We start from the raw sequence: 21,807 nt of genomic DNA, 5'->3' as shown, positions 1-21,807 counted from the left end.
TTTTCCTCAGTCATTAGTTCACCACCCGTTCTGCTCCGCCCTGGGCCGGGCAGCTTGCCACGAAGACGCAGCGTTCGCACTCGCTGGAGGTCACGCTGGCAAAGGTCGGCCCCCTCATGTGGGTGACAAGTTCTTGCAGATGCCGACGCTGGTCGGCGAGCTTCTCATCTGAGAAGGCCGCCTGCGTGCGAGCCCCTCGAATATGGCGAGGCACGGGTGGGCGCTTGCCGTCGGGAACGCGCAAGTATTGCAATTGTGCGCCCTCAACCGTGTATCCCAGGGCGTCCAGAGCTACCTGGTAGGTGGCGAGCTGGGGGTCCTCTTCGGCTTCCTGTGCGCTCTTTTCCCGACCGGTTTTAAAGTCCACCACGCGCACGCCGTGCTCGCCCGACTCGAGGCGGTCAATGGAGCCGCTAATGATGTAGTCGCCCATGTCGGCTCGCACCCGGAATTCCGTCTCCACCTGCTGACCGGCGGGCAGGTGGGCAAGGTAGGCGACCAGTCCTTCAATGAGTTCCTCCGCTTTTTCACGTTCAGCGCGTTCTTCGAAGGGCTCGAGTTCGCGCGCGAGGGTTGGCCAGGCCTCATTGAGGGCGGCCCGCAGGGTGTCGGCATCGCCCGCAGGGTGTGCCTCAGCGATGGCGTGAATGAGGGTGCCCAGGGATTGGGAGAAACCGCTGCGCGCATCTCCGCCGATCCGGCGGAAGAACCACTTGAGCGGGCATTTCTCCATGGTTTCCACAGAGGATGGGGACACGCGGATCGCTTCGGCACCAAAGAGTGGCGCATGTGAGGTCACGCCCCCTGCTCCACCCCAGTACACGGGGTCGGCGCCGGGGATGCCCTCACGTTGAAGTAGGGCGAGGGCGGTCAGTGCCGCTTCCTTTTCGTCACTGTTTTCCTCCTGCGCAGCCCAGTAGCGCAGTGCCCCCATGAGGCCATGAAAATCCAGGGGCGCCGCTGTTTTTTCAACGCGGTAGAGGGGGCGGCCATCCTCAGCTCGCTCAACCTTTCGGGTGCCTGTGTCCTCGGCGAGGGCGACCCGGTCGCAGAGTTCTGACGGAGCTGCTTCCTCGTTGAGGACGACCGCTACGTGGAGGAAACGTGAGGCTCGGGAGGCTGCGCAGGCGAATAGACGGTACTCATCGTCTTTGACCGCGCGGCGCCTGCTGCGCACGTGGGTGAGTTCCTCCCAGCTGAGTTCGTCTGCTCCCTGACGTATCCCGAGCATGAGGGTGCCCAGGGTGTCGGCGTGCAGCATGTGGTTGCGCAGGGCCGTGTTGGGCCAGAGTCCATCTTGGACGCCTGCAATGGCCACGACCTGCCATTGGCCGCCTGCGGCTTGCGCTGCGGAGAGGACTGGGACGCCCGCTGGCCGTTGGCCGGTGTCGACGATGGTGTCGACGGGGAGGAGCTGGTCAATGATGGCGGAGGCGAAGCTGGCGGCATCTCCGGCGGGGTTGCGCTGTTCCCACACGTCAGCGACGCGGAAGAGTGCGAGGATGGCGTCCAGTTGCGTGTCGTACCAGAAGCTTTCCGCAGTGTCTTTGACGGCTTCTTCTTGCCAGGTGTGGGCAACCCCGGCGGCTTCCCACAGGTCCCACAGGCCCTCGCGAGGGCGTTTGCGTGCGGCTTGAGCGCTCAAGCGCCACATGCGGGCGGCGCGGGTGAGGTTTTCACACAGCTGCGCGTAGCGGCTGAGGCGCTCGTAGCTGGTGACGTCTCGTTGCGCTTGCTCGGGATCGCGGTAGCGGGTGAGAAGGGCTGCGAGGTCGACTTCAGCGACACTGGCCGGAGCATCCTGCCCGGCAGTACCGGCGTTGAAGGCCCCCTCAGCGTTGAGAATCCTCCACAGTCGGCGCACATCGACAGGGTCGGCGCCAATCAGTGGAGAGGACACGAGTTCTTCCACGAGGCCACCGCTGTCCGTCCCCAGCTCTGCGGCGGCCGTCAACAGGCGCAGAAGAATACGCGTCACGGGTTCTGTGGTGAAAGAAAAAGCGCGCTCCTGATTCTCAATGGGCACGTGGGCGCGACGCAGCTGCCTGCGGATCTCGTCGGCGGCCGCAGCGGAGCGGACGATGACCACCTGTTCTCCCCAGGGAATGCCATCGTAAAGGTGGTGTGCGCGCAGGTGTCGTGCGAGCTGGGCACCCATTTGTGCGCGGGTTTCGGCAACGTGTATCCGCACCTCATCGCCCGTCGGCGGCTCGGCGGTGGCCTCGTCCTGCGAGGGGGCGGTTCCCACCAGTCGTCGCCCGATGGGGCCCTGCTGGGTGATGCCCTCGCACACGCGCTGCACAACCGCTCGCAGTTGCGGTGTCCCCCGGTAGACCTCTCCGAGCTCACGAATCTCGCAGCCCGTCGCGGCGGCAAGCACCATATCCGCGTTCGCATAGCCACCACGGTAGGAGGCCACCGCAATATCGGGGTCTGAAAACGCCAGCAGGCGCGCCCCGCGCGAGTGGACGGCCTCAATCAAGGCCAGCGTCGCGGGGGTGCAATCCTGCAGGTCATCCACGATCAACAGGTCAGGGACGGGCAGAGGCTCACTCACCTGACGCTCCGGGGCAGCCTCCTCCCAGCAGCGCACAAGGTCGGCCGCAACATGCTGGATCCGCGAGTGTGAGGCGCGCATCGTCCCACGCACCTCGGAATCAGCCTCGCCGCGCTGATCCAGAGCGCGACGTAGGCGGGCCCCGCCCAGCCACGCGGGCTGGGCGTAGCGCTGCCCCAACGCATCCAACTCTTCAGCGCTCACGGCATGCTCATCCGCGCGGCTCAGGAGGTTACGCACCTCCATGCGCATCATGCTCATCTCCAGCAGTTCAGGAGCAAACACGCCCTCCCACTCGGGCACGCCCTGCGCGAGAAGCTCAGCGATGGCGGCGTCCTCTTGCGCGCCCGTAATGAGCTCTAGGTCGCCCAGAGGGTCTGCCCGGCGCGTCCGCCACAGATTCACCACGTTGTAGGCAAAAGACGCTGGCGTGCGCACGGGGCGCACCACATGCGGCGCCACGGCCTGCAAGCGGGGGGCGAGTAGTTTTTCACGCACCCGATCGGGGACGAGGACCGCCACTCGTTCACCCGCCTCCAACGCCGCCTGCGCTGCAGCCAGAAGCGTCGTCGTCTTGCCTGAGCCCGGGGCACCGCGCACAATGAGGGACTCACGCGCACTCGCCTCGCACACGGCGCGCTGAGCCTGTCCCAAGGATGGCAGGCGGGTGGCCTCCGGTGACGGGGCGACAAGATCGACCTGGATTTCGCTCATGGCTCTATAGTTTCAGAGGCACCCCGGATTTGGGTCAACTAAACTAGCGGTAGTCGCTATTTTCTCTCATAAGGAGCCCCCATGAAGGTCACCATTGGTGTGCGAAATGTCGCCCGCGAACTCATCCTCGACCTGGATAGCACCGCAGACGACTTCGCCGCGCAGCTCACCGCAGCCCTCAACCAGGGCACCGTCCTTGACCTTACGGACGCTCAAGGCCAGCGCGTGCTCATCCCCGCAGACGCCATTGGTTTCACGCAGATCGGGTCTGAGGAACCACGCCGCGTCGGCTTCGCCCTCTAAACGACACGCGCTGCGGCTGCCTCGGCCTTACTCCGTCCGCTCACTAATGATGTAGCGCGGGCGCTCCTTGCTTTCCATGTAGATCTTCCCGACGTATTCGCCGATGATCCCCAGGGACAACAGCTGGAGGCCACCAAGGAATACCGAGGCAGCCGTGGTGGATGCCCATCCTGGCACCGTGGTCCCCCAGAAGAAGGTGCCAATAATCCACAGGATGAAGAAGAAACTCAGCAGGGACACGACAATCCCCGCAGCCGTAATCATGCGGATGGGTTTGACGCTCAAACTTGTCACACCGTCAACGGCAAGACCCAGCATCTTCGTCAACGGGTAGTGGCTTTCACCGGCCATGCGCTCATGGCGGGCGTAGTACACCGAGGTGCTCTTGAATCCCACTAGGGGGATGAGGCCACGCAAGAAGAGATTCACTTCCTTGAAGCTGGCAAATTCCTTGAGGACTCGAGAGGAAATCAGGCGGTAGTCGGCGTGGTTGAACACCACTTCCACGCCCATCGTCGCCAGAATCCGGTAGAAAGACTCAGCGGTAAAACGCTTGAAGAAAGAATCGGTCGCGCGGTCGTTCCTCACGCCGTACACCACTTCTGCGCCCTCAGCGTAGGCGGCAAGCATCTCATCCATGGTGTTGAGGTCGTCTTGCCCGTCACAGTCGACGCTGATTGTCACGTCGTAGTCGTGCATGGATTCGAGTAGGCCAGCTAAGACGGTGCTTTGATGTCCACGGTTGCGGCTTTGGCGCAGGCCTCGAATATGAGGGTTTCCGCAGGAGAATTCTTCGATGAGCGTCCAGGTGGCGTCCCGACTGCCGTCGTCAACGAAGACGAGCGCTGAGTCCCGGGCCGCCTTGCCAGCCTCAATCAGGGAGAGCAGTTTGTCCTCAAAGAGCGGTTTCGTGACAGGTAGGACCGCTTCCTCGTTGTAGCAAGGAATCACGATGGCGAGACGGGGAACACCAGACATAGTGGTCCTTTCACGTGGAGACATCGTCAAGCAGACTGAGCGCCCATCGTAGGTGATGGGCCGTAAACCAGCAGCGCCGCGTGGGAACACTGGTCCTTTTCGTGGTGCCTCAGGCGTGCTTAGGGCTGAAGGTGCAGCTGCTCCATACGCTCGCAATGGCGGGCACTGAGCATCTCAACGATACCTGGCTTGTCCAAAGGCTCTGCCAGCAGGTCAGGGTGCTTGTCGAGCAGGAGCAGGACAAGGCCGAAGACCTCGCCGGCAACGCGACGGGCCCATAGTGACAGACGCGCCTGCATTTGAGTGTCAACGGCGGTCAGTGGGGCAAGCGCGCCCCTCTCCCACTCGTTTTGGCCCAGATCCCAGCCGATCGCGCCGGAGAAGAGCTTGCGGCGCTTGGCGACTTCTTGCAGGAAATCGGCGAGGATACCGATAGTGACGTAGGTCTTGACCGTGCGTTCCCACCAGCTATCGGGGCGGGTGCGCGCATCGAGGTCATCGAAGAGGCCCTTGTACTGGCCAGCTGCTTCTTGAAGGTCAACGTCACGATGCACTGCCCACAGTTCCAATTGGCTGAAAACCACGTAGGCGCGGGCGGACATGTGCGCGTGTTCAATGTGGGCCGAGATCGTTGGCGCGCCGTCGCCGTCCTTTGCCAGGCGCGTCATTGCGGCCAAGGTTGCGTACGCAATCAGGCCCACGACATTGCGGGTGCCTGCATCAACGGGTTCATAGACCTTTTCCATGCCTCCAAGCCTAGCGCGCCACGGCCCAGACTCCCCAGAAACGCCCACTTTCTTCATTGCATGACCAGCTCCGCTGCACTATAGAGCGTGCCGCATAGCTCTGAGGTGTCACTTTTGAGCGCAAACTCACCGAGTTGTGTGCTGCGCTCGGGCCGTGCTGGCATCCTCACGCAGTAGACTGAAGGGGACCGACGGCTGACCGATCGTCTCGACTGTTTCATTCACGCGCGCGCTGCGCTGCGTCCCGCCAGACACTGCGGGTGGTATTCCACGATCGGCTGCTCCACACCACCGGATGCTTTCTTTTCCGGAGATAAGGCTCATCGTGATGACCGACACTACCTTTATAGATTCCCCTGCCCCTATGCCTAAGGACGAGGCCACCGCCGCCGATACTGTCGCTGCGAAGTCTGCTTCTGCGGGCCCCTCGTCAGGCGCTGCTTCTGCCACGCCCGCCGAAGCTGCAGCGCCCAACGAACCCGCCGCGCCCACCGCGCCCACCGAAACTGTGGAGTACTCCGCTGGTGTCGTGCGCCTGGGTGACATTGTCGCCCCCGCCCCTGAGGTGGAGGTGCCCGCCGACATTACCAACAGTGGCGAGGAAGACCTCAACCAGAAGACTTTCGCTGACTTTGGCGTGACCGACCCCATCGTTGACGCCCTCGAAGAACGCGGCATTGTCCACCCCTTCCCCATTCAGGCACTGACCCTGCCTGTGGCCCTTGACCGCCACGACATTATTGGTCAGGCGAAAACCGGTACGGGTAAGACCTTGGGCTTTGGTATTCCCGTCCTCGAAGACGTCATTGCCCCCGACGAGGAAGGCTATGAGGACCTCCTCAATCCCAATAAGCCTCAGGCGCTCATTATTTTGCCCACCCGTGAGCTCACAAAGCAGGTGGGTGACGATTTGCGTGCGGCCGCGAAATACCTGAACCTGCGTATTCTCGATGTCTACGGTGGCGTTGCGTTTGAGCCACAGATCGAGGCCTTGGAGCGCGGCGTCGATATTGTGGTGGGCACTCCTGGGCGTCTGATTGACCTGCTGCGCCGCGGTCACCTGCACTTGTCGGGTGCGGAAACCGTGGTTTTGGACGAGGCCGACGAGATGCTTGACCTGGGCTTCCTGCCCGACGTTGAGGTGTTGCTGTCGCGCACTCCCGCGAATCGCCACACCATGCTGTTCTCGGCCACCATGCCCGGCCCGGTCATTGCTCTGGCGCGTAAGTTTATGAAGCAGCCCACCCACATTCGCGCTCAGGATCCCACCGATCAGGGGGCGACGGTGAAGTCCGTTAAGCAGGTCATTTACCGTGTGCATGCGATGAATAAGGGTGAGGTTGTCTCTCGCATTCTGCAGGCGCGCGGGCGTGGGAAGACCGTGGTGTTCTGTCGGACGAAACGCACGGCTGCCCGCCTGGGTGAAGAACTGACTGCCAATGGTTTTGCTGTGGGCGCACTGCACGGCGACCTGGGTCAGGGCGCGCGCGAGCAGGCCCTGCGTGCCTTCCGTAAGGGCAAGGTGGATGTGCTGGTGGCAACCGATGTTGCTGCGCGTGGCATTGACGTTGACGATGTCACCCACGTTATTAACTACCAGTGCCCGGAGGATGAAAAGACCTACATTCACCGTATTGGCCGCACGGGCCGCGCGGGTAATTCGGGCACGGCTGTGACCTTCGTGGACTGGGATGATGTGCCTCGTTGGGGGTTGATCTCGAAGGCTTTGGGCTTGGGTGTGACCGATCCGCTGGAGACCTACCACACGTCGCCTCACTTGTTTACTGACCTGGATATTCCTTCTGATGTGACCTCTCGTTTGCCGCGCGCAAAGCGCACGCGAGAGGGGCTGGCGGCTGAGGTTCTTGAGGATCTGGGTGAGACCGGTACTCGTCATCGTTCCGCTGGGCGAGGGCGCAGCGCTGGAGGTCGTACCGCTGGTGGGCGCTCTGGTGGCAGCCGCACTGTTGGCCGTGGGGGCCGCTCGGGTGGTCGTGGCAGTGGTCGCGGGGCTGCTGGAGGAGGTTCTGCAGCACGAGGCGGGCGCGGCGCTGAGGGCGCTGGTGAGCGCGGTGACGCTGGCGCTGCTAAGCGCGCTGGCGGTGGACGTTCTGCGAGTGGACGTTCTGGGCACCGCACCGATGCTGAGCACCGGATCAGCTCGCGTCGCGGACGTGGGGCGAACGCGCAGACTATGGGCGATCAGCAGGGAGCTGCGCCTCAAGGCTCTGCTGGGAAGACTTCTGGCGCGAGTGGTGCGCCGCGTCGTCGTCGCCGCATCTCGAAGGTGCGCACAAGCGAGGACTGACGGCGCTATCTACTTAAACGTGAGGGCCGGGTGAACGCAAGCAGGGCGTTCACCCGGCCCCTTACCGTTATGGCAAAGATCCACTTGTATCCCGCGCTTGCGCCCGCCTTGTCTGCAGGCACAAGTGAAGTGGGTTGAACTCCGCTCTCTATTAGGTATTATGAAGCAACTCTCAACGATCGCTGCCTCGTAGTAGAGAGAAAACTTCCAATCAGACCTGCAGCGGCCCGGAGCATCGGAATGCTCCCCAACGAAAACCTTGAGTATCTCGGAGATGAGGACAATGAAGTCACGTGGACGCTCAACCGCATTTTTGCTCTGCTTCGCTCTTGTCTTGGCGTCCTGCAGCGCATCAGATGCAGGTAATGTTTCTTCCTCTGAAGAGGCGACGTCAGCTCCTCAATCGAGCAATCAGGGGCTCGAAGGGGCGACAAGCATCCCGCAGATCGTGCTATCTGATGCGCTTCCTCAGAAAAATCAAGATCGCTGGGTGTTGCCAACGGATGTTTACGACGGCCGGACACTCGGCAGTTACGTTGTCGACGCTAAAATTGTGGCGGAAGTTCACTGCATGCAGCAAAAAGGCTATGCAGACTTCCCGCTTCATATCAAGCTGTTCCAACCAGAAGATGAAGTTTATCCTTGGGGATCAAGCAAGAAAATATTTAATGAGGGCATTGCATCCCGTTTTGGCTATCGCTTGGATGGAACCAACTCCTACGTGGAGGGAGCGCCACCGCCTGACACCTACGCCTCGACCTTAGGTGGCGACGCGAAACAGCACTTAGCGCAGTGTCGTGATGATGCGATGCAAAGGATCACTCCCGATGAATATGAGGCACTGAAGAAAGAGATGCAGCGTGTTTCCTCCCTCAAGGAAATTCCTCAAACTGAAGAGGAAGCCCGTGCTCTCCTTGGTGAAGACCCCCGCTCGGATGCTGAAAGGCAACTGGGTCGTTTGACGTTGGATCTTCAACAGCCTGTTTTGCTTGACGCTGCACAAAAATGGCGTGAGTGCATGGCACCATTGGGGATTGCTGATCTTCCAGAGTTTCCGTGGGAGACAGCAAGCTACGATCTGCCCATTTCCCTCCAGGACCGATGGAATTGGGACACTGGCGGAACACCCTCACAGGAAGAAGTGCAGTACGCCGTACACGATGCGAATTGTCGGCGTTCCTCAGGCTGGTTTGACACCTTGTACGAGGAAGAATGGAAGCTGTGTGAAGAGTTTGTCACCGCACACCGCGCCGAACTTGCTCCGCTCCTCGAGCGGCAACGCCAGCACGTCAAAAACGCGACCGAGGTCTACCTCGAAAACGGCTACGGGCAGTAGCGCTCACCAGCACCCCGGCGAAAGCCTCGTTAACAAAAGTTAAGAAGAAGGGGGCTCCGCAAGCGGCCTGAAATCCTGCACACTAAAATCCTGAAAGCACGACAAAGGAAGGGCAGGCATTGAACAAGAACCATGCATACGCCCTCTCTGCCCTTGCCCTCTTCTGTGCGGATTTCTTGGTCATCCACGTTCTGCAAGGAAGATCTCTCAGCGCCTTAACGCCCAGTCTCCTTCTTCTCCTGTCTGCCATACTCCTCACCCGCTGGCCGCTGATCGGCGCACTCGGCATCTGCGCAGTGATCGGAGCCTCAGCCGCTACCGCCATCGGAAGTGGCATCCCCTTCAGCGGGCTGCTTGTCATACTCGCACTCGCTGAACTCATCGCCCAGAAACGCTACTGGCCCTACGCCGTCCTTGCCGTAGGAACAATCGCTTCCATTCACATTGGCGCATCCTGGCCAGTTCTACCCATTCAGCGCCTGACATCCCTAAGCATTCAGTCATGTCTGGGTGTCGGAATGGGGACATTCCTGTACACCAACAGGAAAAAGATCGAACAACTCGAAGAAGAAATCCACACCATTGCCGTATCCACACGCGCTGACATTGCCAGCTACATTCACGACTCCGTGATGACCGACCTCGCCGCAATCATCATGACAGCACGCGAACTCCACAACCTCCACCCCCACAGTGCTGACAGTCCACATGCAGATGACATGGCGCGCGGAATCGCCACCATTGAAGACAAAGCCGTACAAGCATCCATCTACCTGCGTCAGGTTTTCACCAACGCAGAAGGCGGGCAAACAAAGCAGAACCTCAGCCTTGGCGACGTCATCCGAGAGGGCCAAGAAATTCTCACCCGCGGCGATCACTCACTCACCATTGACCTGCCCAACCGCTCCTACCTCAACAAAGCCCTCGACCAGCGGGCGACAGAATTCCTGTGCACCTTCCTACGAGAAGGATTCATCAACTGCACCAAATACGCCCCCCACGGAAGCGACATCTCTCTCTGGGCTGAGACCACCCACCGCCACCTCGAAATCGCACTCGTGTCCCCCTGCGCACATCTGAGTGAAAGTGAAACAGAAACGGCGCTCAGTTCAGGACTGGGCATTGCAAGCCTCTACGAAAAAGGCCAAACCCTCGACCTTGATGTCCTCATCGGCCCGGCAAACGGAACCTGGTTCCACAGCGTGCGCATCCCCATTTTCCAGGCCAGCCCACAAGACAAGGAAGAACCGTGACACGCCCCGCGCCAACCCCCATGAAGGTCATGCTCGTCGAAGACAACGATGCCCTGCGTGAAGGTCTTGCCCGTCAGCTCCAGCGAGCCGGAAAGATCACCATTGTTGCCACCGCACACGACGGATACGAAGCGCTCGAACTCCTGCGAACGATCCCCACCGACCTCGTGCTGATGGACGTCGAAATGCCACACCTTGACGGTGTTGAGGCAACCCGTATCATTACTGAAGAGCACGCGAATATTCGCGTCGCCATGTACACGGCCTTCGAACGATCTGAACGCCTCAGTGCGGCATTGGCAGCCGGAGCCGCCGGATTCCTCACCAAAGACATGCCCATCAAGGACGTGATCGACGCACTTGAGCGTATCCGTGTCGGCGAGCATGTGTTGTCCCCCCAAGCAACGAATGCGGCCATCAGCACCCTCAAACTCATGGGCGACTACCACCGCTCCTCCACACACTGGAACGAACTCGTCGACGAACTCAGCATCGGACAGCGTGCCGTCTACGACGAACTCATCACCGGAGCAACAAACAAAGAAATTGCCAAGAAAATCGCCTACTCAGAAGGCACCGTGCGCGTGTACGTCACCCAGATCTTGGATCACTTCGGCTGCCAGTCCCGAACGGAAGTGGCTCTACGAGCAGCACGTGCAGGAATTGTTAACAAAACTCAATAGAGAAACATGCCTTCCCGCTCATAGGATAAAAAGAGCACGTCAGCAGATATTCAAGGAGGATTCATGCTGAAAGAGGCACGCAGGCAGGCACTATGGAGTGTCACTATCGGCGTGATCGTCCTCGCAGGCTGTACGGCCACCGAGGCTGAGGACACGCCACGAAAGCAGGAGCCTGTGGCTGAAAGCGCCGCCCAAAGCACCGCGGCAGAGGTGACTTTTGACCCCTCGCGTATGCCTATCTTCAGTGATGAACTTCCAGTGAAAGACCGCAAACAGTGGACGCTGCCAACAGACCCGTATTTCGACCATCGTGACTGGGAACTGGAAACTGCGGCTCAGGTTCTCATGCACGTTGAGTGCATGAACCAGCGGGGATTCACGGAAGAAAAAATGCACCTCGTTCCTTTCGCTCCGCGCTCCGAATCCTACGGACCGGGTGGGGAACGGCTCTTTAACGAGGAACTCGCCGGCAAGTACGGGTACCGCCTGGCCCCTGATCCCAGCCGAGTTCCAGGTGTGCCCTACCGTGATCCCCAGAGTGAATCCCACGAGCAGAGAATGGCTGACCATGAGTGCGATTTAATCGCGCGAGCCCGTTTCGATGGGATCAGCGTTGAGGAATGGAAGAAACGAAACTACGAAGCAGCGCCAGGCACCGACTCGGGCGATGCTTCCTTCCTGGGCAGTGAAGCAGACATGGCGCTGGAAGTACTCGAAGCCCAAGCGACTGTGGGGTCACAGCTCAACCGACTGCACGCCGACCGTCAAGCCCCTGCCATCGTTGCCGCAGCCGGGCGTTGGAATGAGTGCATGCAGCCCCTGGGCATCCCCGACCTTCCAGACCAGCCGTGGGATGTTACTTCTGTTCATGCACTGCCGGAAAGCCTCCAAAACCGCTGGGTTTCCTTCGACGACTCCAGCAGTCCAAATGCTGACGCAGCAAGTGCCGACGAGATTGCCGTCGCCGTCCACGACGCCCAGTGCCGCGAAAGCTCGAGCTGGAATGAGGAACTCTACGAGGCAGAATGGGCAATCCGTGAAGAGTTCGTGACGGCGCATCGCGAGGAGCTCCGTTCACAGTTTGACGGGAGGGCCGAAAAAGCAGCCCGAGCCCTCCAGATTCTTGCCGAGTACGGCTACAAATAGTCAGCTTCTACTGGCACGCCCCGCAATAAACACCCATCAATTACTCGGCACGCGAACGCCAGAAAACCGGCCCCGACTCTGAACCGGCCCCAACTCTGAAAAGGCACGCTTAAAAAGGCACGCTGCATGAGCAGTGCAAGCTCCACCTCAGAAGAGCCCTTACAGAAAAGAATGACATGACAGTACACACAGGCAAACGGATAAAACGCCGATTCATCATCGGCACTGTCATCGTCGCAGCGCTCGCACTCATCGGCGCAACCTGGGTTGCAGCCAGCCAATTTCAATCCAGCGCGCAGCGCGCCGCTGCCGCTGCTCCACCTGCCGCGCAGCCCGTCCTTGTTGCGATCGAGAAAACAGACCTGGTTGAGCGGACAACCATGAAAGCAAGCGCCAGGCGGTCAGGGGAACGAAAGTTCACCCTCCCCAAAGCTGGGGCAACATCTGTCATCACCTCGCAGGGAATCCAGCAGGGCCAAGAGCTCCGCTCAGGAACAGTCATCACATGGATCAACGATCGCCCCCTCATCGCGCTCTCCGGGGGTTTTCCTCTCTATCGTGATCTGGGCCCAGGCGATAGCGGCGAAGACGTCCGCATGATTCAAAAAGCCCTGCAAGGACTCGGCTACGACCTCCACCCAGACGGGCACTTTGGCGCGTGGACAGCCGCGTGCATTCAGGATCTCTATTCGGAAAACGGTGCAAAAGCACCCCAGCGAGAAAAGAAACCAGAACCCCCCACATCCGAGGTCGCGCCGGATAGTGCACAATCTACCTCCACCGCGCCCAGGCCCGCCGCCCCCACCAAGGTAGAGAAAGAAACGTACCTGCCCGCCAGCGAAATCCTCGTCATTCCCGGCCTGCCCGCGCACGTCAACGCTGTTCCCGGGCTGGGCACAACCCTTGGGGATGAAAACAGCATGCTTGTTTTAGCGTCCTCGACCATCACCGTCAGCAGTGAAGTGCCCGGACCTGTAGCGGCACGTTTGATGGAAGGACGTCCCGGAACCGCAGTGCTTGGACACGAAGAAATCAACGTCCGCATCAGCACAATCGCCGAGAAAAAAGAAGAAGGAGAAGGCGCCCAGATGCGTGAGAGCTCAGGGAGCTCAATCATTGAATTTACCCCCGAAAACGGCACTATCCCACTGGAATGGGCAGGACACAACGACATCCTCATCACCATTAACTTCACCGATCCCCTCCAGGGCGTCCTAGCTGTACCTCAACGGGCCATTGCCACTGATGCCGCCGGTCAGGCACATATCCTGCTTCAGCAGGCGGACTCTTTCATTCAAGTACCTATCCGCCAACTCGCCTGCGTCACAGGAATGTGCGCCATTGAATCCATGCACGCCGACAGGGCACTCAGCGAAGGCCTCAAGGTCAGAGTGGATCGCTGATGGCTACCCTGCGCCTCGAAAGGCTTGCAAAAACCTACACCGGTCCGGTCAATGTCACGGCCCTGAAAGACGCGACAGTAACCATTGAGCAGGGTGAATATGTTGTCATTGAAGGACCTTCCGGGTCGGGCAAATCCACCATGCTCAACCAGATCGCCCTTCTGGACACCCCAACAGGTGGCAGCTACTTCATTGACGGCACTGACACAACAACACTGACTGACGTACAACGAGCCCGCCTCCGTTCCTCCACTTTTTCCTTCATCTTCCAGTCTTTCCACCTGCTTGATGGGCGCAACGTCCTCGACAACGTGGCTCTTGGCACCCTCTACCGAGGCCTCCCCGCCAAACGCCGCAGAGAACTAGCAGAAAAAGCGTTGAGCTTTGTTGGGCTTGAACACAAAGCAGAACAAGACACCGCGACGCTCTCTGGCGGGGAACGCCAACGCGTCGCCATTGCCCGCGCCATCGCCTCCGGCGCGCCGATCCTCGTCGCCGACGAACCCACAGGCAACCTCGACCAAGCAAATGGCCAACAGGTGATGGACACCCTTGAAGCCCTCAACGCCCAAGGAATCACCATTATCCTCGTCACCCACGACCCCGCCGTAGCAGCCAGAGCACCCAGGCGTTTGCACGTCCTCGATGGGATTGTCAGCGAGACTCACCCCGCAGCTCAGCCTCGTCATCCTTCTACGGAGCGGGAACGTCCCTCCCCCACGCCCGAAGGGACAAGCTCCACCGTCCGCATTAAGGACGCCCTCAGCGACGCATGGAAGGGACTCTGGGCAAAACCCGCACGCAGCATCGCACTCATTGCCTCCGTAGCCCTCGGCGTCGGCCTGGCCCTGACCACCACAGGGCTCGCACAAACCGCCCAGTACCAGGTCTCAGACATCTTCGACGCCCAACGAAACCAACGCGTCGCCCTGCAAAGCTCAGCGGCGCACACCTCGCCAGGCGGACGGCAAGCCAGCAGCCACGACTCCCTCGAACGAGTGAAAAAACTGGCGGGCGTCGAAGACGCACTCATCACCGTGACCCACGGCCAACATCGCATCACCGCCACCCCTCTCAGTAGCGCGGGCGGCCAACAGGTCCCCTACGACCTTGTTGGCCTGGTCGACGGCTACATACCCTCCCAAATCGTCACAATTGAGACCGGAAACGGGCCAATCGGAGCGTTAGCACAAGACACACCACCCACTGATAGCGCCCAATCTGCCGCTGAGAAACGTATTCCCACGCTCTTAGAAGGAGAAGTGCTCCTCGGTGCGCAAGTCGCTCAAGAGATCAACCTCGGCCCCCTCCTCGCCTCGCCCGTAGTCTGGATCGACGGGCAACCCAAACGAGTCGTCGGCGTCTTAACGGATGCCGGCCTGCAACTTGCCCTCATGCGCTCAATCATCACCGCCGAAAACGAAGCGCAATCATTCTCCGCCGTGCGCTACTACAGCGCCGAAGTCAAAGTAGTACCCGGAGCAGCCCAACAAGTCGCTGAACAAGGCCCCGTCGCGTGGATCCCCGCATCCCCAGAAAGCGTCCGAGTAGACGCCCCACCTGACCCCACGACCCTGAGAGAAAACATCGAAAGCAACCTCCAAACCATGCTGCTGACCCTGACAGGGGTTGCCCTACTTGCCGCAGTGCTCTCCATGACAAATGCCATGACAGCAGCAGTCTTCCAACGAATCGGAGAGTTCGGCCTTCGACGAGCAATCGGCGGACGCAGGATTCACGTCACCGGTTTGGTCATGACTGAATCCCTTGTCATCGGCGTCCTGGGCGGCATCGTCGGAGTGTACGGCGCGGTCCTCGTCATCCTGGGGGTGACCCTCGCCCGCCAGTGGCAACCCGTCCTCGACCCCGTCATGGTGCCCTTGGGCATTCTCGGAGGGATCTTCGTGGGCTTACTCGGAGGTGTCGTTGCCACCCAGCGGGCCTCCCGGATTGAACCCTCCGATGCGCTGCGCTCTTGAAGCCACTCACCGACTTTTCCACACCGCGCTGCGCCCGCCTGTCTGCGGTCGGCCGTCTGCCTGCGCCCGCTGCGCCCCGCCCTCGCCCAACTTTTCCACACCGCGTTGCAGTTTCCACACCGCATAACCCCCAGAAACTACAACGCCCCTCCCATAGCTGGCCCTCTCACCCTCCGCCCCATCCCCCGCCCTTACTTGCCTGACAGCGGCAGTACGGACGCAGCTCTGCCTCGCAAAGGATCGGGGGTGTGAGTGTTGGGACAACGCCCAAGACTCACACCCCGCATGTTGATCCCTACAAGCGTTAGCGCACGTAGAGGTGCTTTTCCAGAGCTCGGATGGCCAAGAAAGCGGCAATGATGCCCAGCGGGATTGTCGCCAGAGGGCCACCCATGCCAACCAGGCTAGGCTCTCCGCCCGTCTGCACTGCCCTGATGAGGTCGGGCAGCATCATGGAGAATGCAACTCCCGTTGGCGCATCGCCCTCAATAGTGAGGCTCAGCGGGATGAAGAGCATCCCCACCACAGCGACGACCTGGTTGATGAGATAGGTCGCCGCCAAAGCAAGAACGGGGCCAACATAGCCGCGCGCGGTGTAGCGCCCGGAGAAACCAATGGTGATGGCGCCAAGGAGTTGAAGCGTGCCCGCCACTGAAGCCAACACAACCGTCAGGATCAGAGCCACCATGGCCCCCGATGACAGCACAGCGGACAACATCTGCCACGTCCCCTCCCACAACATCGAGTAGGTGTCGACCAGGCTGCCGCCCTGAGCAATGGTCTGAGCTGTGACCAACACAAGCGCGGCGAGCAGAGTGGGAATCGCTGAGAGCGCGACCGCCACCATGTAGTAGACAACCTTCGCAGTAAAAAGCATCCGCCCCGACACTGGAATGGAGTGTGTGAACGGCGCCTGCGAGCCGTGCATGGAACGCCAGTAGTGGACGGTCATGACAATGAGCGTGGCAATGCCAATACCGACAATGACGATATTGAGGAAGAACTGACCTAAATGGCTAATCACCGGCAGTCCCGTGGCCACCATAATGGCGCTCACCGCGCCCACCGCCGCCGACCACAGGAGGATCTGCAGGAGACTGCGCATCGTGAAACGGAACTCTTGAGCAAGTAGTGCGCCAAACATCAGGCGTACACCTCCTTAAAGATGGCTTCGAGGCTCTTGCCGTATTCTTCGCGCAGAGCGTCAGTTTCTTGGTTGAGAATGAGCTGGCCACGTTTAATGAACAGGGTCTGGTCAATGACGGGTTCAATGTCGTGGATAAGGTGGGTGGAGACCAGCATGAGTGCGTCCTCGCTGAAGTTGGTGAGGATGCCGCGCAGGATGCGTTCGCGCGAGGCTGGGTCGATGCCGGACAGTGGCTCGTCCAGCAGGTAGATCTGCGCTTGGCGGGCAATCGCCAGCAGGATCTGGAGTTTTTCTGCTGTGCCGAGTGAGAGTTCGCTGATGCGTTTGTGTTCGGGCAGGGCGAAGAAGTCGATCATCTCTTGGGCTTTTCTGCGATCGAAGTCGGCAAAGAAGCGCGCGTAGAGGTCAACGGCTTGGGTGACGGTCAGGTTGGTGGGGATTGCTGAGGTGTCTGGCAGGTAGGAGACGAGCTTCTTGGTTGCCGCGCCTGGCTGATGTCCGCTGATGCGGACGCTGCCCTGGTAGTCCATGAGCAGTCCGGCCAGGATTTTCAGCAGCGTGGTTTTGCCGGAGCCGTTTTCTCCCAGCAGGCCAACAATACGTCCGCCCTCGAGGCTGAGGCTGAAGTCGTCAAGGGCTTTGGTTCCTCGGAAGTCTTTTGTGAGATGGTCGATCTGGATGAGAGGAGTCATCGGGGGTCCTCCTTGTCCCAACGGGTGGTGATGAGGTCAGCGGCGAGTTCTGCGGTTATTCCCAGTCCTTTCATTGCGCTGACGTAGGTGTCGGTTGCCTCTTGAGCGAGTCCGATCCGCGCCTGATTGACGAGGTCGGCGTCGCTGGTGACGAAGCGCCCTGCAGTGCGTTCCGTTTGGGTGAGGTGTTCTCGGTCAAGCTCCCCCAATGCCTTTTGGATGGTGTTGGGGTTGACGCCGAGTTCAAGGGCAAGTTCGCGGACGCTGGGGAGTTTGCTACCGGGCCCCCATTCTCCAGAGACGATGCGTCGTCGAAATTCTTCGACGAGCTGGATCCACAGTGGTCGCGAGTCATTGAGATCCATAGGCACCTCCTATCGTTGTGGGTGTGTTGCCAACACCCATCTGTATTACTTGCCTAATACAGTGATACACCATGGGCATGGAGGTACGCAACCCCTAGCTCCGACTTTGCCATCCTCACCCTCACCGCCCCTCTCCCCCTCGCCCAACTTTTCCCCACCGCGTTGCAGTTTCCACACCGCATAACCCCCAAAAACTACAACGCCCCTCCCATGGCAGCGAGTGCCCTCCAAGGAACAGGGAATAATTAAGGGATGCGCTTATGGTCTCTTCACCCCTCGTATTTGGATCGTCAGGGCCTCACAGCTTGCTGGCGAGAGGCTCTGCTCGCCCAAGCCGTGATTGCCGGTCGAACCAAGGGCTACACGCGGCATCCCCAGCTGGAACGCTTCCAGGCCTGCGAGGATCCCCTCGAAGCGGTCGGAACCTTCCTTGCGGGCATCCAGCAGGAAGCAACTCGGCGAGGCTACCGCTTTGACGCTTCGCGCATTGACCGCCCTGGCACTACGCGCATTACCGTCACCGCAGGCCAGATATCTTTTGAGCGTGGGCACCTACTTGCTAAGCTCCGGCAGCGCACACCTGGAGCCGTCGCCGCCCTCGAAAAGGACGAGGTTCCCGCAATCCACCCCATGTTCGACATCATCCCCGGCGGCATTGCTCCCTGGGAGCGCCCCTAATCTCTCGTCCTCAGCCAGCGTCGTACACACCGCGTTGCAGTTTCCACACCGCATAACCCCCAGAAACTACAACGCCCCTCCCATATCGACGAGGGCGGCGCGGCCGGCAAGGCGGGTGAGGTGGGGCGCTTGCGGCACGGTTGGGCATAGGAGCCGAAGCGAAGCGTAGGCGAATAGACACAAGCGCCCCGCCTCATCGGCCGGGCTTCGAGCGCCTTGCAAAGCAAGGCGTGAGCGGGCGGGCCGGGCCACCGTCCTTGGTGCCTCGGCACCTCAAAACATAGGCACAGGCACCGCCCGCCCCAGCGCCCCTGAGCAATCAGTTATTCGCGATGAACTTGAAGATGGCGTTCATAATCATTTGCGTGGCGATAGCGGCCAGCAGCAGGCCAGAAATCTTGGTGAGGATCATGACGCCGCCCTTGCCGAGCAGGCGCGACAGTTCTAGCGAGAATCGCATGGTTGCCCAGATGACGAGGTGCATGAGCACCACGGCAATGAGCACAGCGATCCACCCGTCGGCATGATCGCTGGCTTGAGTCACCGACACCATGACGGCCACAATCGCGCCCGGCCCAGCTAGTAAAGGCGTGCCCAGAGGAACAAGGGCAACATTGACGTTGTTATCGCCCGTGTCTGGTTCTTCGGCGTCACCATGATCCATCAGCAGTTCCATAGCGACCAGGAAGAGCAAGATACCACCGGAGAGCTGCAGGGCCTCAATAGAGATTTGCAGGAAGGTCAAGATGTATTGGCCGAGCACGGCAAAGAGCACGATGACACCAAAAGAGGTCAGCGTGGCCTGGACGGCAGCTCGCCGCTGGTCTGCCTTGGAATACTTGCCGGTGAGGGCAAGGAAGACGGGCACGGTGCCAGGCGGGTCCATGATGACGAACAACGTGGTGAAAGTCGTCGCTAGGAGGGTCGTATCGACCCACGCATTCAGATTCACGGACGGATAACCTCCAGTCGGCCTTGTTCTTCTACCTGCGCGATCACCGCAGGGTCGGTGAGGTGTTCACCAAGGCGGTTTAGCTTGCCTGTGCCATGGTAGTCCGAAGATCCGAAAATCCTTAGCCCGCAGAGTGTGGCTATGCGCTCAACGTCGGCGCGCGCGGCCTCGTCGTGGTCGCGGTGGTCCCGTTCGATGCCGAACAGGCCCTCTTCGGACATGGCGATTATCACCTCTTCGGGGAGGAGCCGTTGGCGTTTAGCGGCGCGGGGGTGGGCGAGGACGGGCACTCCCCCAGCGTTTCGGATCATGCGGACGGCGTCGACGGGATCAACGGCGTCTTGATGAATGTAGTAGGGGCCACGGGGGTGTAGTGCCCACTCGAAAGCGGCATTACGGTGGGGGAAGGCTCCTGCGTTGACGAGGGCGTCGGCAATGTGAGGGCGTCCGACAGGGCCGCCGTTCGGAGCAAGCGCGCTCACGTCTTCCCAGGTGATGGGGTAGTCGGCGCTGAGGCGTTCCACCATGAGTCGGCCGCGGTTTTCACGCGTGGAACGCTGCGAATCGAAGGCCGCGTTGAGCTCCCGATCGGCAGGATCAAAAAGATACCCCAGCAGGTGAACAGTAATCCCCCCTGCAGAGCATGACATCTCCACCCCACGAAGCAGCGCAACACCGCTGGACTCGACCGCTGCGACTGCCTCGTCCCAGCCGATGGTGGTGTCATGATCGGTCAGTCCAATCATTCCCAGGCCAGCGCGCGCGGCACACTCCATGAGTTCGGCGGGAGTGTCGGTACCGTCCGAGTAGGACGAGTGGGTGTGAGGATCAATGCGCATACTCTGACACTAGAGCACGGCGGGCACGTCGTGCACCCCGCGACGTTGAGAGTATCCGCTATCTTCCTCGCTTCTCATCAGGTCAAGCCTGTGCACCTGGCTTTTGAATAGCCGACCTTCTACGGAACCTCCCTTAGAAACTCCATCAGAAGAAAAGTGGGATGATGGAACACATGATGACTGAACACAACGCTGACCACGAGACTGCACATGACGCTCAGGCGATGGAAGACCGCAATGACAACCGCTCCCACCGACCTGAAACCGATGCCTTCCGCGAGTTCATGGCCTCTCACTGGGGGCCTCGCTCCTCTGAAATGCCCGAGCGTTCGGCGGCCGCCGACTTCCTGCAGGCACGCGCGGATAAGGCGGGCAAGCCTTTTGTAGGAGAACGCTTGGTAATCCCTGCTGGCACCTACAAGGTGCGCAGCAATGACACGGATTACCGTTTCCGCGCTCATTCTGCTTTCGCTCATCTGACGGGTCTGGGAGGAGACAAGGAACCCGATGCTGTACTGGTTCTTGAACCCCTGACAGCGCCGGGTGAGGCCGTTGACGGTTCGACCCATGAAGCCGTTTTGTACATGATGCCGCGTGCGTCGCGTACCAGCCAGGAGTTCTACGCTGATTCCCGCTACGGCGAGTTCTGGGTAGGGGCGCGTCCCTCCCTTGAAGAGATGGAGGCTCTGACAGGTCTGCGTTGCGCGCATATTAATTCCCTGCGTGATGCGCTGGCGAAGGACGCTGGCCAGGTGCGCCTGCGCGTGGTCCCCCAGGTGGATGCGGCTGTGGAGGCGATGGTGAACGAGGTTCGCCAGCAAGCTGGTCTGCCCTCTGGTGGGGATGCCCGCGTTGAGGATGATGCTTTGGATGAGCGCCTGTCGGAGATTCGCCTGTGTAAGGATGCCTACGAGGTTGCTGAGCTGCAGCGTGCCGTTGATATCACCCGCGCTGGCTTTGATGACATTATCCGTATTCTTCCCCGTGCGATTGGTCATCGGCGAGGCGAACGCGTGGTTGAGGGCGCTTTTGGTGCCGTTGCACGTGAGGAGGGTAATGGCCTAGGGTATGACACGATTGCTGCCTCAGGCAATCACGCTAATACCCTGCACTGGATTGATAATGATGGTGAGGTTCGCCCCGGCGATCTGATCCTGGTGGATGCTGGTGTCGAGGTTGATTCCCTCTACACCGCTGACATTACCCGCACTCTGCCGGTCAATGGCTCATTCTCTGAGCCCCAGGCCCAGATCTACCAGGCTGTGCTGGATGCTTGCGAGGCTTCCCTTGCAGCAGCCAACAAGCCTGGCGCTCGTTTCCGTGATCTGCACCAGGCTGCGATGGAGGTCATCGCCGCGCGCCTGGAGGAATGGGGTCTGCTGCCGGTCAGTGCTGAGGAGTCCTTGTCGGCGAATGGCCAGCAGCATCGCCGCTGGATGCCTCATGGCACTAGCCACCACCTGGGCTTGGATGTGCATGACTGTGCGAAGGCTCGCCGCGAAATGTACCAGGACGCGTTGCTGGAGCCGGGGATGGCATTCACCATTGAGCCGGGCCTGTATTTCCGCGCTGATGACTTGGCTGTGCCCGAAGAGTACCGCGGCATTGGCGTGCGCATTGAAGATGACTGCATTGTCAATGAGGATGGCTCGGTGACGCGCATGTCGGAGGACATTCCTCGCACGATCGCCGACGTTGAGGAATGGATTGCGCACTTGCAACGCTAAA

Annotated in this window: 18 protein-coding genes; 10 read left to right on the top strand and 8 right to left on the bottom strand. The window is 60.3% G+C overall.

Translation table 11 applies throughout. From position 1 onward, the window contains the following. Positions 1–13: 13 nt before the first annotated feature. Positions 14–3,271, bottom strand: coding sequence for a UrvD/REP family ATP-dependent DNA helicase (locus HWX48_RS09335; protein ID WP_175956908.1), 3,258 nt, complete (start codon positions 3,269–3,271; stop codon positions 14–16). A gap of 81 nt (positions 3,272–3,352) precedes the next feature. On the opposite strand from HWX48_RS09335, the gene HWX48_RS09330 reads away from it, so the two are divergent. Next, complete coding sequence (locus tag HWX48_RS09330; RefSeq protein ID WP_175956906.1) at positions 3,353–3,574, top strand: DUF3107 domain-containing protein; 222 nt, start codon at positions 3,353–3,355, stop codon at positions 3,572–3,574. A gap of 27 nt (positions 3,575–3,601) precedes the next feature. Here the strand turns inward: HWX48_RS09330 and HWX48_RS09325 are convergent, their stop codons facing one another. Next, the gene (locus HWX48_RS09325; RefSeq protein WP_175956903.1) at positions 3,602–4,552 is read right to left on the bottom strand and encodes a glycosyltransferase family 2 protein; all 951 of its coding nucleotides are present in this window, start codon (positions 4,550–4,552) and stop codon (positions 3,602–3,604) included. A gap of 119 nt (positions 4,553–4,671) precedes the next feature. Beyond that, positions 4,672–5,298, bottom strand: coding sequence for a ferritin-like fold-containing protein (locus tag HWX48_RS09320; RefSeq protein ID WP_175956901.1), 627 nt, complete (start codon positions 5,296–5,298; stop codon positions 4,672–4,674). Positions 5,299–5,626: 328 nt separating this feature from the next. Here HWX48_RS09320 and HWX48_RS09315 point away from each other — a divergent pair, with 328 nt between their 5' ends. The 7 genes from HWX48_RS09315 to HWX48_RS09285 all read left to right on the top strand — a co-directional run bounded on the left by HWX48_RS09315 (position 5,627) and on the right by HWX48_RS09285 (position 15,406). Continuing rightward, positions 5,627–7,606, top strand: a complete 1,980-nt coding sequence (locus HWX48_RS09315) for a DEAD/DEAH box helicase (protein WP_254873054.1) — start codon at positions 5,627–5,629, stop codon at positions 7,604–7,606. Between the two features lie 283 nt (positions 7,607–7,889). Continuing rightward, complete coding sequence (locus HWX48_RS09310; RefSeq protein WP_175956899.1) at positions 7,890–8,942, top strand: hypothetical protein; 1,053 nt, start codon at positions 7,890–7,892, stop codon at positions 8,940–8,942. Between the two features lie 119 nt (positions 8,943–9,061). Then, entirely contained in the window at positions 9,062–10,195 is a 1,134-nt protein-coding gene (locus tag HWX48_RS09305) for a hypothetical protein (RefSeq protein ID WP_175956897.1), read from the top strand. Next, the gene (locus HWX48_RS09300) at positions 10,192–10,878 is read left to right on the top strand and encodes a response regulator transcription factor (RefSeq protein WP_175956895.1); all 687 of its coding nucleotides are present in this window, start codon (positions 10,192–10,194) and stop codon (positions 10,876–10,878) included. Before HWX48_RS09305 ends, HWX48_RS09300 begins: the two co-directional genes overlap by 4 nt. 63 nt (positions 10,879–10,941) lie before the next feature. Continuing rightward, complete coding sequence (locus tag HWX48_RS09295; RefSeq protein ID WP_175956893.1) at positions 10,942–12,024, top strand: hypothetical protein; 1,083 nt, start codon at positions 10,942–10,944, stop codon at positions 12,022–12,024. Between the two features lie 176 nt (positions 12,025–12,200). Further along, positions 12,201–13,427 carry a peptidoglycan-binding protein gene (locus HWX48_RS09290; protein WP_175956891.1) on the top strand — a complete coding sequence of 409 codons (1,227 nt, stop codon included), beginning with the start codon at positions 12,201–12,203 and terminating at the stop codon, positions 13,425–13,427. After that, positions 13,427–15,406, top strand: coding sequence for an ATP-binding cassette domain-containing protein (locus HWX48_RS09285; RefSeq protein ID WP_175956889.1), 1,980 nt, complete (start codon positions 13,427–13,429; stop codon positions 15,404–15,406). Before HWX48_RS09290 ends, HWX48_RS09285 begins: the two co-directional genes overlap by 1 nt. A 304-nt stretch (positions 15,407–15,710) precedes the next feature. On the opposite strand, the gene HWX48_RS09280 is transcribed toward HWX48_RS09285, so the two are convergent. The 3 genes from HWX48_RS09280 to HWX48_RS09270 are packed head-to-tail and all read right to left on the bottom strand — an operon-like array spanning position 15,711 to position 17,610. Further along, a complete protein-coding gene (locus tag HWX48_RS09280) occupies positions 15,711–16,550 on the bottom strand; it encodes a hypothetical protein (protein WP_175956888.1) in 840 nt (279 codons plus the stop codon). Further along, positions 16,550–17,245, bottom strand: a complete 696-nt coding sequence (locus HWX48_RS09275) for an ABC transporter ATP-binding protein (protein WP_175956886.1) — start codon at positions 17,243–17,245, stop codon at positions 16,550–16,552. Before HWX48_RS09275 ends, HWX48_RS09280 begins: the two co-directional genes overlap by 1 nt. After that, positions 17,242–17,610 carry a GntR family transcriptional regulator gene (locus tag HWX48_RS09270; RefSeq protein WP_175956885.1) on the bottom strand — a complete coding sequence of 123 codons (369 nt, stop codon included), beginning with the start codon at positions 17,608–17,610 and terminating at the stop codon, positions 17,242–17,244. Before HWX48_RS09270 ends, HWX48_RS09275 begins: the two co-directional genes overlap by 4 nt. Before the next feature lie 252 nt (positions 17,611–17,862). Here HWX48_RS09270 and HWX48_RS09265 point away from each other — a divergent pair, with 252 nt between their 5' ends. Then, the gene (locus HWX48_RS09265; RefSeq protein WP_175956883.1) at positions 17,863–18,288 is read left to right on the top strand and encodes a pyrimidine dimer DNA glycosylase/endonuclease V; all 426 of its coding nucleotides are present in this window, start codon (positions 17,863–17,865) and stop codon (positions 18,286–18,288) included. Positions 18,289–18,607: 319 nt separating this feature from the next. Here HWX48_RS09265 and HWX48_RS09260 read toward each other — a convergent pair whose 3' ends face one another. Both HWX48_RS09260 and HWX48_RS09255 read right to left on the bottom strand, forming a co-directional pair. Beyond that, positions 18,608–19,240, bottom strand: a complete 633-nt coding sequence (locus tag HWX48_RS09260) for a MarC family protein (RefSeq protein WP_175956881.1) — start codon at positions 19,238–19,240, stop codon at positions 18,608–18,610. Beyond that, positions 19,237–20,079 (bottom strand): PHP domain-containing protein, encoded by an 843-nt coding sequence (locus tag HWX48_RS09255; RefSeq protein ID WP_175956879.1) that lies wholly within the window; start codon positions 20,077–20,079, stop codon positions 19,237–19,239. The genes HWX48_RS09260 and HWX48_RS09255 overlap by 4 nt, the downstream gene beginning before the upstream one ends. Before the next feature lie 176 nt (positions 20,080–20,255). On the opposite strand from HWX48_RS09255, the gene HWX48_RS09250 reads away from it, so the two are divergent. Next, complete coding sequence (locus tag HWX48_RS09250) at positions 20,256–21,806, top strand: aminopeptidase P family protein (protein WP_175956877.1); 1,551 nt, start codon at positions 20,256–20,258, stop codon at positions 21,804–21,806. Position 21,807 lies beyond the last annotated feature (1 nt).

Origin of the sequence: Schaalia sp. Marseille-Q2122, assembly GCF_903645355.1 — a bacterium.
Classification (GTDB): Bacteria; Actinomycetota; Actinomycetes; order Actinomycetales; family Actinomycetaceae; genus Pauljensenia.
This window is presented reverse-complemented; position numbering and strand designations above follow the sequence as displayed.

Coding starts and splice junctions, on each gene's coding strand:
- HWX48_RS09335 (WP_175956908.1), bottom strand. CDS start 3,271: ATGAGCGAAATCCAGGTCGATCTTGTCGCCCCGTCACCGGAGGCCACC.
- HWX48_RS09330 (WP_175956906.1), top strand. CDS start 3,353: ATGAAGGTCACCATTGGTGTGCGAAATGTCGCCCGCGAACTCATCCTC.
- HWX48_RS09325 (WP_175956903.1), bottom strand. CDS start 4,552: ATGTCTGGTGTTCCCCGTCTCGCCATCGTGATTCCTTGCTACAACGAG.
- HWX48_RS09320 (WP_175956901.1), bottom strand. CDS start 5,298: ATGGAAAAGGTCTATGAACCCGTTGATGCAGGCACCCGCAATGTCGTG.
- HWX48_RS09315 (WP_254873054.1), top strand. CDS start 5,627: ATGACCGACACTACCTTTATAGATTCCCCTGCCCCTATGCCTAAGGAC.
- HWX48_RS09310 (WP_175956899.1), top strand. CDS start 7,890: ATGAAGTCACGTGGACGCTCAACCGCATTTTTGCTCTGCTTCGCTCTT.
- HWX48_RS09295 (WP_175956893.1), top strand. CDS start 10,942: ATGCTGAAAGAGGCACGCAGGCAGGCACTATGGAGTGTCACTATCGGC.
- HWX48_RS09290 (WP_175956891.1), top strand. CDS start 12,201: ATGACAGTACACACAGGCAAACGGATAAAACGCCGATTCATCATCGGC.
- HWX48_RS09285 (WP_175956889.1), top strand. CDS start 13,427: ATGGCTACCCTGCGCCTCGAAAGGCTTGCAAAAACCTACACCGGTCCG.
- HWX48_RS09280 (WP_175956888.1), bottom strand. CDS start 16,550: ATGTTTGGCGCACTACTTGCTCAAGAGTTCCGTTTCACGATGCGCAGT.
- HWX48_RS09275 (WP_175956886.1), bottom strand. CDS start 17,245: ATGACTCCTCTCATCCAGATCGACCATCTCACAAAAGACTTCCGAGGA.
- HWX48_RS09270 (WP_175956885.1), bottom strand. CDS start 17,610: ATGGATCTCAATGACTCGCGACCACTGTGGATCCAGCTCGTCGAAGAA.
- HWX48_RS09265 (WP_175956883.1), top strand. CDS start 17,863: ATGCGCTTATGGTCTCTTCACCCCTCGTATTTGGATCGTCAGGGCCTC.
- HWX48_RS09255 (WP_175956879.1), bottom strand. CDS start 20,079: ATGCGCATTGATCCTCACACCCACTCGTCCTACTCGGACGGTACCGAC.
- HWX48_RS09250 (WP_175956877.1), top strand. CDS start 20,256: ATGACTGAACACAACGCTGACCACGAGACTGCACATGACGCTCAGGCG.